Source organism: Bacillus sp. Nf3 (assembly GCF_003028545.1).
GTDB classification, from domain to species: Bacteria; Bacillota; Bacilli; order Bacillales; family Bacillaceae; genus Bacillus; species Bacillus safensis.
Genome location: NZ_PYUA01000008.1, coordinates 63,007 through 74,996, shown reverse-complemented (window position 1 = coordinate 74,996; position 11,990 = coordinate 63,007). Strand labels below are relative to the sequence as shown.

The window sequence follows — 11,990 nt, the reverse complement described above, 5'->3', positions numbered from 1 at the left end:
ATATTAAAAAGAAAATTCAAAAAACTATACAAAATTCAAAAAGATTGAGTTATAATGTTTTTGATCTACCATACTAGTCTAACTAGAATATTATTAGAACGAACGGTACTCTGATCTATCAGTTAGGTGAATCATTCAGTTTTTTGAAAGCGCTATCTCGTTATTAGAATTGAAAATTTATCTTCTTGCAGAAGGGAAAGATTGATATGTCCAACATCGCAATTATAGGAACTGGATCTATTGCAACTGCCCATATCGAAGCTTATCTTGCAATGCCTGAAATGAGTAAAATTGTAGCTTTAGTTGATATTTATCCTGAAAAAGCAATGTCTGCAGCAACAAAATATAACCTAGAAGCACGAGTTGTCGCTAACTACCAAGAGTTATTGAATGATCCTACGATTGATGCCGTTTCCATTTGTACACCTCCTTATATGCACGCAGCCATTGCCATTGATTTTCTTAAAGCAGGCAAACATGTCTTAGTAGAAAAACCTATGGCTTCCTCTCTAAAAGAATGTGACGAAATGATAAAAGCATCTATTGAAAGCCAGAAGCTTTTATCCGTTGTTGCTCAAAACAGATTTATGACGCCCATTATGAGATTAAAACATGTCCTTGATCAAAACCTAATTGGAAAAATCGCTCATACTCAAGTTGATTCTTTTTGGTGGCGTGGTCATAGTTATTATGATTTATGGTGGCGCGGTACATGGGAAAAAGAAGGTGGAGGTTGTACACTTAATCATGCTGTCCATCATATTGATATGTTGCAATGGATGTTAGGATTGCCGACTGACATTTTTGCAGCAACTAGTAATACCTTGCATGATAATGCAGAGGTTGAAGACCTTTCTATTGCTGTACTTCGCTATGGAAATGGCAGCTTAGCACAAGTAACCAGTTCTGTTGTTCATCATGGAGAAGAACAACAACTGATTTTTCAAGGTGAAAAAGCTAGAGTATCTGTCCCATGGAAAGTAAATGCTCAAATAGCTAAAGAAAATGGCTTTCCTCAAGAGAAAAATGATGAGGATTTAGAAAATCGTATTCAGGAAGCTTTTAATCAATATCCGGAATTACTATTTGAAGGGCATAAAGGACAAATAAATAATTTTTTAATGGCTATCAAGGGTAACCAGAAGCTGCTGATTGATGGAACAGAAGGAAGAAAAACACTAGAACTTATTACAGCCATCTATAAATCTGCAAACCAAGGTGTTCATGTGAAGCTTCCTCTTTTAGCAGACGATCCTTTTTACACACGTGAAGGAATGCTCGCGAACGTTAAGCATTTTTATGAAAAACAAAGCAGTGTAGAAAATTTTTCAGACGATACGATAACCGTTGGAGGAAATTACGAGAAACTATGAGTCTAACGTTATTAAATTATTAAAAATAAACTGGAAGCTAGCTAGAGGAGGAACAATCATGCAGAAAAGTGATGGAATGAATTATGCTCCTAAGGGAAAAAGTGCCCCTGTCGTTACAGAAGGACAATTCGTAATAGCAGCTATAGGTCTTGATCATGGACACATCTATGCAATGTGCAATGGATTAACTGAGGCTGGAGCTACATTAAAATGGGTTTATGATCATGATCAGAAAAAAGTACAAGAATTTTGTAAAGCATATCCGGAGGTACAGGCAGCCAAAAGTGAGAAAGAAGTTCTAGAAGATCCAGATGTAAAGCTCGTGGCAGGCGCAGCCATTACATCTAAACGCTGTGATTTAGGGCTGCGTGTTTTAGATCATGGTAAGCATTATTTTACGGATAAATCACCTTTTACAACGTTAGAACAATTGGAGCTTGCTCGTAAAAAAACAGCTGAAACGGGGCTTAAATGGGCTGTTTATTATAGTGAACGTTTGCACGTGGAGAGTGCCGTATTTGCTGGTCAATTGATTGAACAAGGAGCAATTGGAAAAGTGGTACAAGTTCTTGGGACTGGCCCACATCGTAGTAATGTAGAAAGCAGACCAAGCTGGTTTTTTGAAAAGGAGTATTATGGAGGTATTCTATGTGATATTGGTAGTCACCAAATTGAACAATTCCTTTACTATTCTGGCGCAAAAGATGCAAAAGTTGTACATAGTAAAGTGGGCAATTACAAACATCATCAATATCCAGAATTGGAAGACTTCGGCGATGCTACTTTAATTGCGGATAATGGGGCTACAAACTATTTTAGAGTAGACTGGCTGACTCCTGATGGCCTTAGCACTTGGGGGGATGGGCGTACATTCATTCTTGGAACAGATGGGTATATTGAAATTCGCAAATACGTAGACATAGCAAGGGATAAAACAGGAGACCATTTATACTTAGTAAATCAACAGACAGAGCAACATTTTTCTCTAAATGGAGAAGTAGGATTCCCTTACTTTGGTGAACTTATTTTAGATTGTTTAAACGATACTGAAAATGCTATGACTCAAGAACATACTTTTAAAGCCGCAGAACTATGCTTAATTGCACAACGAGACGCAATCTATGTAAATACGGAGTTTGAATTAAGTAAGATCTAAAAAAGTGAGGTGTTATTTTTGTTAATAACACCTTATTTCATTTAATTGAGATTTTCTAAACATAAGTATAGAGGTGACTATATTGTCTACATTCCTAAGTGAAGATATGATGCTTAATCACGAAAGTTCAAAAGTTCTTTATCATGATTACGCGAAAAATATGCCAATCTATGACTTTCATACGCATTTAATGGCTGATGATATTGCTACTAACAAAAAATATGAAAATATGACTGATATTTGGCTGAATGGAGATCACTATAAATGGAGGGCTATGCGATGGTTAGGCGTAGAAGAAAGATTGATCACGGGGAATGCAAGTGACAAGGAAAAATTCTTAGCTTGGGCCCAAACGGTTCCATATACAATAGGAAACCCTCTTTATCATTGGTCACATTTAGAATTAAGTCGTTATTTCAATATAAATGAGTTGTTCTCAGAAAAAAATGCACATAAAATTTGGGATATCTGTAATGAGAGATTAAATGAAAGTAACATGTCCACAAATGGAATTTTAGAAAAATTTAATGTAAAAGTTGTATGTACGACTGATGATCCAATCGATACTTTAGAAATTCATCAAATCATACGTAAAGATGTAGGAATTACTACTAGGGTCCTACCTACATTTAGACCGGATCAAGCTTTAAATATTGAACAATCAAATTTTGTGAATTATATAGAAAAATTAGGTGAGTCAATCAACGGCGTTGTTTTAACATATGAAGACTTTATCGCTTCATTACATTCACGAATTGATTATTTTCACGCGAATGGATGCAGAATTTCTGATCATGGTTTTGAAATATTTCCATTTTCACCAGCTACTGAACAAGAAGTGTCTTCTATATTTGTACGTGCGCTGCAAGGAAAAACACTATCCCAAGAAGATATAAATAAATTTAAAACAAACACTCTTCTTCACCTGAGTAAAAAATATCATTCTCTTCATTGGACCATGCAATTACACATAGGTGCTTTAAGGAATAATAACACACGAATGTTCAAGTTAACGGGAAAAGATAGTGGGTACGACTCTATGTCTGACTTCCACCTAGCAAGACATTTAAATGGTTTTTTGAATGACTTAGACAAAGATAACCTTTTACCTAAAACCATTATCTATAATTTAAATCCCGTTCATAATGCGATTGTGGCCTCTACTATAGGGAATTTTCAATCTTCTGATGCCAGAGCAAAAATTCAATTTGGATCCGGGTGGTGGTTTAATGATCAAAAAGACGGCATGCTAGATCAAATGAAAACATTATCTAATATAGGTTTGCTTAGCACTTTCGTAGGTATGCTTACAGACTCAAGGAGTTTTTTATCGTTCCCTCGTCATGAATATTTCAGAAGAATTTTATGCAATTTATTTGGGACTTGGATAGAAAATGGGGAGCTTCCAAGAGATTACGAATTTATAGGGAAAATAGTCAAAGATATTTGTTATCACAATGCCGTGAATTATTTTAATATTGAAATAAATGAGACAGTACCAATGAATACGAATTAAAAATATATGAAGACTGATTATCAATAAAGTGAAAAACTGGACATGAGGTACTCATGTCCAGTTTTTTATTAATGAACGCCTTTCATCGCTTTCTTAATCACTGGTGTCAGTAATAGCATTACAACGCATAAAACGATGGCCAGCAATCCGATGATACCGAAATAGACGGTTTCTGGCACTTTATCAAACAGTTTGACTACTTGCGCATTGATCGCCTGTGCCATCGCATTTGAAAGGAACCAAAGGCTCATCGTTTGTGCTGAGAAGGCAGCAGGTGCCAGCTTTGTTGTCGCTGACAGTCCAACTGGTGATAAGCAGAGCTCTCCGATCACGACGAGGAAGAAGCTCAGAACGAGCCATAATGGGCTCACAAGTGTGTTCGGACCTGACATGTATGCAGGAATGATCATGATGATGAAGGATAACCCTGCAAACAAAAGACCGAGTGAGAACTTAATCGGGGTAGACGGCTGTTTCTTCCCGAGTCTGACCCATAACCAAGCAAACACTGGAGACAGCAGCACAATAAAGATCGGGTTCAATGATTGGAACCACGAAGAGGCTAGTGTCATCCCAAGGAAATTCAAGTTTGTTCGTTGATCTGCATATGTCGCTAAAATGTTTGAACCTTGTTCTTGAATCGCCCAGAACATCACCGCAGCAAGGAACAATGGAATATAAGCGAGAACTCTGGATTGCTCTACTTCGCTCGTCTTTTTACTGAAGTACATGATAATGAAATAAACAATCGGAATGAGCACACCAAGAACACTGACAAACCAAGTGAATAAATTAATTGTGAGTGCGCCTGTTTGAATGCCAATGACAGCAAAAACTGCGAGCAAGATCACAACCAATGATCCGTAAATTTTGAAGTTCTTACGTTCGGCAGCTGATAATGGATTTGTCACATAAGTGCCGGCAAGACCAAGGTTCGGTTTTTTTGTGACCACAAATGTAATGAGTCCAACAAGCATCCCGACGGCAGCAAGTGAGAACCCGAGGTGGAAATTCACTTTTTGACCGAGTGTTCCGACAATTAATGGGGAGATAAAGCCACCCATGTTGATCCCCATGTAGAAAATACTAAATCCAGAGTCCCTACGTGGATCTGTTTTTGTATACAGGTCGCCAACAATATTTGAAACGTTTGGCTTAAGAAGACCTGTCCCAATAATAATCAGTCCCATACTAATAAAGAGCGCTGTTGCTCCACTTGGCAAAGCCAAAATCACGTGGCCAAGCATAATGAAAACTCCGCCATAAAACACCGTACTGGACGAACCAAATACCCGGTCGGCGAGCCATCCGCCAATAACTCCTGACATATAGACAAGCGCACCGTAGACAGACATGATCGAATTGGCTGTCGTCTGGTCAAAGCCTAGACCGCCTTTTGTCACCTCTGTGTACATATAATAAATAAGCAGTGCACGCATGCCATAATAGGAGAAACGCTCCCAAAATTCAGTGAAAAACAGCGTGTAAAGTCCTTTAGGATGTCCAAAAAACCCTTTTTGAGGAACACTTTTAACAATTTTATCGTGGTCAATTGTAGACATGGCATAGATCCTTTCTTAAAAAAAGAGATATGAGAAAAATGATATTCTTGTATAGTTCTTGTGTCAATATAAAACTATTCTAAAACAGGAAAATGTTAGTTCAATAGGCTTAAAGACTCAAAAAAATGAAAAATTCATTGAAGTAAAAATTATCGGAAAGTTATTCCGGAAGAATTTATTTAAAATTTGAAGCAATGTACAAGCAAACCTTTACCACATGCATAGGATGACGAGAGAACATGTGTGAAAAGGAGTGATTTAGGTTGGGGGAATTGAATGAAGCTGATCTAAAAAAACCTGTTGTCAATGTACTAGATTTTGGCGTGATTGCTGACGGGAAAACGGATTGCACAGCCAAGCTCAATGAATGTTTAGAATGGACAAAAGCACAAGGGTATTCCCATGTCTGGCTGCCGAGCGGCACATATTTAATAGATGCGGTGTACAGAGGTGATTCATTTTTTCCTTTCCGAGGTGCAGGTATACGGGTGCCAAGTCATATATGCATTGAGATGGCGTCAGACGCTGTGATAAAGGTAAAACCAAATGATTCATGGGGGTATGCAGCCTTTTATATAGGAAAGGTTCAGAATGTGACCATCCGAGGAGGACGTATTGAAGGGGATCGTCATGAGCATGTATACAAGCCGCTACCCTCTGAACGAAAAACCCATGAATGGGGCTTTGGGGTGTGCATTGAAGGTGCCTCCCATGTCGAGGTAAATCATGTCCAAATCAAAAATTGTACGGGAGACGGCATTATTGTCAGTCCCCATGGTTTGTTGACAGAGGGTGAACCGTACTCGCCTGCTGCATCTATTGATATTTCCGGCTGCACCATCACAGATTCGAGGCGCAACAATATTTCGATTACAGGCTGTGATGGCGTCATTGTGGAGGACTGTCTCTTGGAAAGGGCAGGGGTCAATGGGGTTGAGCCGAGAATGGGCATTGATATTGAAGGCTATGGAGAAAATGCCGTTAATATGGAAGAACCGCTGAATATTCAGATTCGAAACAACATCGTCAGAGGAGGTGCTGCAAGCTCCATCTATAACTTTAATGGCTATGGTGTGATCATTGAAGGCAATCATACAGATAGCAGTATCTCCTATGGCTTCTCCACCGAAACGATCATTGCCAACAATTTGATTCGTGCAGTAGGAGGAGGTGTTACAAAAGCAGGGATTACGAGCTTAGGTGTCTCACTTGGTCAAACGGAAAACAATGTGATTATTATTGGCAATATGATTGAGGGGTTTGAAAAAGGGATTGACGTGAGGGGAGACAGCGTACACATTACGGGTAATAAAATTAGTCTTTTTGAAGATGCGGCTGTGTCCGTTTATATGGCGAATCGTATTCTAATAGAAGGAAACCATATTGAATCAGGAACGAATATCGAAAAAAGGAGCGCCTCGCTGCGTATCTATCAATCGGATAGTGTCGTCTTTTCAAACAATACGGTCTATTCTGTTATTGATGCGGCCGTGGTGAGAGGAACGAATATCCTTATCCAGCACAATCAATTCAAAGAATTCAGCAGAGGAATCTGGGTGCAGGAAGGGGAAACAGGGATCAACGGCAACCACTTTATTCAAGAAGGACACCCGGAGCTAGATTCTTCCTATACGATCAGTGTCACCGGAAATGCAAAGGCTTTCATCTGGCAGAATCGCTTTAAAAACTATCAAAACTACGCTGTATACAGCAGCACGACAGGGGCATTAGAAATTAAAGACAATTCCTTTGAAGAAACATCCTTATATGTGGTGATGTATATTAAAAATGGTTCACCACAAATTGGAGATAACCGCTTCTATTTGAATCGATCGATCGGACAGCCGACAGCGATCTTTATTGACCAGGCTTCGTCAGCTCGTGTGCTACGCAATAACATCATCAATCTATCTCCTCAAAAAGCGATTGCCGTCCGCACCGCAAATTCCACTCATTCTGTCATCGCTCACAACATGCTGGAACGCAGTCAATTGTTGACACATACCACAGACCGGCTCATCGGAAATATTGAGATTGATACGCCATCATAAGCGTTTGAAATCCCTTATTTTGGAGGTTCAGAAGGCGGTTGACAATCCTGTAAAAAGGGCATATAGTAATAATTATTTTTCATTTTTCGCAACATTTGCCCTTTTTTTATTAATAAAACCGATTAATTCAATCAGAAAAATGTATCTTCTAAGGACTTCAGTTTGATACATGTAGGATATAGAAAGGATGAAGAACAAGTGTCACAGCCGAAAAGGAAGCTCAAGCTAGGCATATTCATCGCAGGAACTGGACATCACGTTGCCTCTTGGAGACATCCGAATGCAGTACCAGACGCAGCCATGAACCTAGACTATTTTAAACAATTAGCGAAAAAGGCAGAGGAAGGAAAGCTGGATTTGCTCTTTTTAGCTGACAGTTTATCCATTAATCAAACCTCTCATCCGAACGTATTAACGAGATTTGAACCGCTCACGCTGCTTTCATCGATTGCTGAGTCGACTTCAACCATTGGTTTAGCAGCAACAGCATCCACTACATACAGTGAGCCTTTCCATATTGCAAGACAGTTTGCCTCCCTTGATCATTTATCAGGCGGAAGAGCGGCATGGAATGTGGTCACATCTTCTATTGAAGAAACAGCGAAAAATTTTAGCGGAGAAGAGCATTTAGCACACCATAAACGTTATGAGCGGGCAGAGGAGTTCGTCGAAGTCGTCAAAGGTCTCTGGGATTCTTGGGAGGAAGACGCCCTTGTCAGAAACAAGGAAACAGGAGAATTCTTCGAATCTAGTAAGCTTCATGAGCTCCAGCATAAAGGTGAGTTCTTCTCAGTCAGGGGGCCTCTCAACGTATCACGCACGCCGCAAGGGCAGCCCGTGATCATTCAAGCAGGATCTTCCGAAGATGGTCAAAAGCTTGCAGCAAAAACAGCAGAGCTCATTTTCACTGCACAAAACGATCTCGAAAAAGCGAAGGAATTTTATCAAAGCTTGAAGGGGAAAGTAGAGGCTGCTGGCCGTGCTAGAGAGGACGTCAGCATCATGCCGGGTATCTTCCCAATCATTGCTGAGACAGAGGAAGAAGCCCGAGCAAAATATGAAGAATTACAGGAGCTGATTGTTCCTGAGATTGGACTGAGTATTCTGCAAAATTACTTAGGCGGGATTGATCTGTCTCAGTATCCGTTAGACGGACCACTTCCAGAGATTGATCCGAGCACGTCAAATGCGGTGAAAAGCCGTTTTGATCTCGTAATGAATATGGCGAGAAAGGATAACCTGACCATTCGCCAGCTCTATCAATCAGTTGCCGGCTCACGCGGTCATAATATTTTCATTGGAACGCCGGAGCAGCTGGCAGATGTGATGGAAACATGGCTGGTTGAAGAAGCAGCAGACGGCTTTAATGTCATGCCGCCGCTCTTGCCAGAAGGACTGGATGTGTTCGTAGACCGCGTCGTCCCAATCCTTCAGGAACGAGGCTTATTCAAAACGGATTACACAGGACAAACCTTACGAGAAAATCTCGGACTAACAGAGCCAAAAAATCGCTACACGACATAAGGTGAGGTGACTAACGTTGGGATACACGTTTCGTCTGGCAACAGAGGCAGATATAGAGGCGCTGCTTGAACTAACAACAAGAGCCTATGAGCCAATTCGTGAGCTCGGCATCCAGTTCCAAGCAGCACATGCCGATTTCGCTCTCGTTCAGAATAATGTACAAAAGAATCTTTGCTACGTGATGGAAGAGAACGGAGAGCTTCTATCCACCTTATCACTCCGAATGCCTTGGGGAGAGCAGCCAGGACCGTTCGGCGTCCCTCACATCTGGTGGTTTGCCTCAGAACCAGCCGCCAAAAAAGGGACAGGCTCTGCCTTGCTGGAATGGGTTGAAACCGAAGTACTAAGGGATACACTAAAGGTACCGTACGTGTCACTCGGTACAGCTGATAAGCACCCGTGGCTCGTAGAAATGTATGAGCGCAAAGGCTATGTCAGAGCAGGAGAAAAGGATTTAGGTAAAGGTCATATCACGATTTATTTTAAAAAACAATTAAGATCAGATATCACACAACCATAAGACGAAAGAAGGGTTTTCGAACATGAAAAACAAAAAGTGGCTAGTCGTTCTTTTTGCAGCAATGCTGGCAGTTTTAGCAGCTTGCGGTGGTAACAATCAAAGTGAAGGCAAAGACGAAAAAGTATTAAAAGTAGGCGCTACTGGACAAAGCTATCCATTTGCTTATAAAGACAATGGCAAGCTTGTCGGATTCGATGTTGAAGTAACAGAAGCCATTGCGAAAAAGCTTGGCTACAATCTAGACTGGCAGCTGAGCGAATTCAGCGGACTAATGGGGCAGCTGACATCTGGTAAGCTCGATACAGTGTCAAACCAAGTTGCAGTCACAGACGAGCGTAAACAAACGTTTAACTTTACAGATACGTACGCTTACGCAGGAACACAAATCATCGTGAAAAAAGACAACAACGACATCAAAGGTCTTGACGATTTAAAAGGAAAAACAGTGGCGGCGGTTCTTGGCTCTAACCATGCTAAAAACTTAGAGAGCAAAGACCCAGACAAGAAAATCAAGATTAAAACATATGAAACGCAAGACGGCGTATTAAATGAAGTGGCAAATGGCCGCGTAGATGCATATGTCAACGGACGCAGTGTATTACTTGCTCAAATTGAAAAAACAGGTCTGCCGCTGAAAATCGTAGGCAACCCAATTGTATATGAAGAAGTAGGCTACCCATTTGCGAAAGATAAAAAGCATGACAAACTAAGAGAAGAATTTAACAAAGCCATCAAAGAATTAAGAGAAGACGGGACACTTAAGAAATTGTCTGAGAAATATTTCAAAGACGATGTGACAGTGCCAATTAAAAAATAACGACAGCGGCGGTGAAGAGCAGACATGAACAAAATTGATTGGCAGTATATGGTGACGGTTTTTCCGACATTGCTTCAATACTTGCCGATAACGATCTTCATGGCGATTGTCTCCATGGTATTTGCCATTATCATTGGTGTGGTATTCGCTCTCATTACGAAAAACCGGATACCTGTTTTATACCAATTTGCCAAGCTGTATATTTCTTTCTTCAGAGCGGTTCCAACCTTGGTTCAGCTCTTTCTCATTTATTTTGGTCTCCCGCAGCTATTCCCTGCGATGACCTCAATGGATGCTTTAACAGCGGTCATTATCGGATTAAGTATTAAAAACTCAGCATACTTAGCAGAAATTTTCAGAGCGGCTCTGAATTCAGTAGATGAAGGGCAGCTGGAGGCGTGCTTATCTGTCGGTATGACAAGATGGCAGTCTTACGTTAGAATTATTTTCCCGCAGGCCATCAGAAATGCAATTCCAGCGACGGGGAATACCTTTATCGGTCTTTTAAAAGAAACATCTCTTGCCTTTACGATTGGTGTGGCAGAAATGTTTGCACAAGGGAAGATGATTGCATCAGCGAACTATAAATACTTTGAAACCTATTTAGCCGTAGGGATTGTGTATTGGGTGATGACCATCATTTATAGCTTCCTGCAAGACCTATTTGAACGAAAAATCAGCAAGCCTTACCGGAATTAAGGAGGTGTGGACATGATCAAGCTCACCAATTTGAAGAAATCATTCGGCGACCTTGTCGTCTTAGACGGAATTAATCTTGATGTGCAAAAAGGGCAGGTTGTGGCCATTATCGGACCTTCTGGCTCCGGTAAATCCACCTTGCTGCGCTGCTTAAATTTATTAGAAACACCAGATGAAGGCACGATTGAAATTGGCGATGCGAAGCTCGATGCGTCTAAATATTCACGTAAAGAAGCCCATCACCTGCGTCAACAAACGGCTATGGTGTTTCAAAACTATAATTTATTTAAAAACAAGACAGCACTGCAAAACATTACAGAATCATTGCTTGTGACGAAAAAAATGACAAAGCAGCAGGCGAATGAAATCGGTATGAAACTGCTGAAGCAGGTAGGGCTAGAGCAAAAGGCTGACAGCTATCCAGTCACATTATCTGGCGGGCAGCAGCAGCGGATTGGGATTGCCCGCGCGTTAGCGGTTGATCCACATGCGATTTTGCTGGATGAACCAACGTCAGCGCTTGATCCAGAGCTTGTCTCAGGTGTGCTTCAAGTCATTAAATCCATTGCGATTCAAGAAACAACAATGATCATCGTCACACATGAAATGGCGTTTGCAAGAGAAGTGGCAGACCATGTGATTTTCATGGCAGATGGTCATATTATTGAGCAGGGGACGCCAACTGAGTTATTTGATGAAACGAAGAATGAACGGACGAAACGATTTATCCAAAAAGAAGCAGCGGCTGAAGAAGCATAAGCTGCTTTTTATT

At 40.7% G+C, this 11,990-nt stretch carries 10 protein-coding genes; 9 read left to right on the top strand and 1 reads right to left on the bottom strand.

Translation table 11 applies throughout. From position 1 onward, the window contains the following. The first annotated feature begins 206 nt into the window (after positions 1–206). The 3 genes from C9414_RS17110 (at position 207) to uxaC (ending at position 4,045) form a co-directional block, all read left to right on the top strand. Positions 207–1,373 (top strand): Gfo/Idh/MocA family protein, encoded by a 1,167-nt coding sequence (locus C9414_RS17110; RefSeq protein WP_107164143.1) that lies wholly within the window; start codon positions 207–209, stop codon positions 1,371–1,373. A gap of 58 nt (positions 1,374–1,431) precedes the next feature. Then, on the top strand, positions 1,432–2,529 hold the full coding sequence (locus C9414_RS17105) for a Gfo/Idh/MocA family protein (RefSeq protein ID WP_047202705.1): 1,098 nt from the start codon (positions 1,432–1,434) through the stop codon (positions 2,527–2,529). Between the two features lie 82 nt (positions 2,530–2,611). After that, positions 2,612–4,045, top strand: coding sequence for a glucuronate isomerase (gene uxaC, locus C9414_RS17100; protein ID WP_107164142.1), 1,434 nt, complete (start codon positions 2,612–2,614; stop codon positions 4,043–4,045). Positions 4,046–4,113: 68 nt separating this feature from the next. On the opposite strand, the gene C9414_RS17095 is transcribed toward uxaC, so the two are convergent. Further along, a complete protein-coding gene (locus C9414_RS17095) occupies positions 4,114–5,607 on the bottom strand; it encodes a peptide MFS transporter (protein WP_047202703.1) in 1,494 nt (497 codons plus the stop codon). 263 nt (positions 5,608–5,870) lie between these two features. On the opposite strand from C9414_RS17095, the gene C9414_RS17090 reads away from it, so the two are divergent. The 6 genes from C9414_RS17090 to C9414_RS17065 all read left to right on the top strand — a co-directional run bounded on the left by C9414_RS17090 (position 5,871) and on the right by C9414_RS17065 (position 11,977). Next, positions 5,871–7,658: a right-handed parallel beta-helix repeat-containing protein gene (locus C9414_RS17090; RefSeq protein WP_107164141.1), complete on the top strand. Its 1,788-nt coding sequence runs from the start codon at positions 5,871–5,873 to the stop codon at positions 7,656–7,658. A 198-nt stretch (positions 7,659–7,856) separates the two neighbouring features. Beyond that, positions 7,857–9,182 carry an LLM class flavin-dependent oxidoreductase gene (locus C9414_RS17085; protein ID WP_107164140.1) on the top strand — a complete coding sequence of 442 codons (1,326 nt, stop codon included), beginning with the start codon at positions 7,857–7,859 and terminating at the stop codon, positions 9,180–9,182. 16 nt (positions 9,183–9,198) lie between these two features. Next, positions 9,199–9,702: a GNAT family N-acetyltransferase gene (locus tag C9414_RS17080; RefSeq protein ID WP_107164139.1), complete on the top strand. Its 504-nt coding sequence runs from the start codon at positions 9,199–9,201 to the stop codon at positions 9,700–9,702. 22 nt (positions 9,703–9,724) lie between these two features. Further along, positions 9,725–10,519, top strand: a complete 795-nt coding sequence (locus C9414_RS17075) for an amino acid ABC transporter substrate-binding protein (RefSeq protein ID WP_107164138.1) — start codon at positions 9,725–9,727, stop codon at positions 10,517–10,519. A 24-nt stretch (positions 10,520–10,543) separates the two neighbouring features. Next, on the top strand, positions 10,544–11,218 hold the full coding sequence (locus tag C9414_RS17070) for an amino acid ABC transporter permease (RefSeq protein WP_024427305.1): 675 nt from the start codon (positions 10,544–10,546) through the stop codon (positions 11,216–11,218). Positions 11,219–11,230: 12 nt separating this feature from the next. Further along, positions 11,231–11,977, top strand: a complete 747-nt coding sequence (locus tag C9414_RS17065) for an amino acid ABC transporter ATP-binding protein (RefSeq protein WP_039176505.1) — start codon at positions 11,231–11,233, stop codon at positions 11,975–11,977. The last annotated feature ends 13 nt before the right edge of the window (positions 11,978–11,990 follow it).

What these genes read in the sequence shown, in the direction of transcription:
- C9414_RS17110 (WP_107164143.1), top strand. Translation starts at nt 207, where the DNA reads ATGTCCAACATCGCAATTATAGGAACTGGATCTATTGCAACTGCCCAT.
- C9414_RS17105 (WP_047202705.1), top strand. Translation starts at nt 1,432, where the DNA reads ATGCAGAAAAGTGATGGAATGAATTATGCTCCTAAGGGAAAAAGTGCC.
- C9414_RS17075 (WP_107164138.1), top strand. Translation starts at nt 9,725, where the DNA reads ATGAAAAACAAAAAGTGGCTAGTCGTTCTTTTTGCAGCAATGCTGGCA.
- C9414_RS17065 (WP_039176505.1), top strand. Translation starts at nt 11,231, where the DNA reads ATGATCAAGCTCACCAATTTGAAGAAATCATTCGGCGACCTTGTCGTC.
- C9414_RS17070 (WP_024427305.1), top strand. Translation starts at nt 10,544, where the DNA reads ATGAACAAAATTGATTGGCAGTATATGGTGACGGTTTTTCCGACATTG.
- C9414_RS17095 (WP_047202703.1), bottom strand. Translation starts at nt 5,607, where the DNA reads ATGTCTACAATTGACCACGATAAAATTGTTAAAAGTGTTCCTCAAAAA.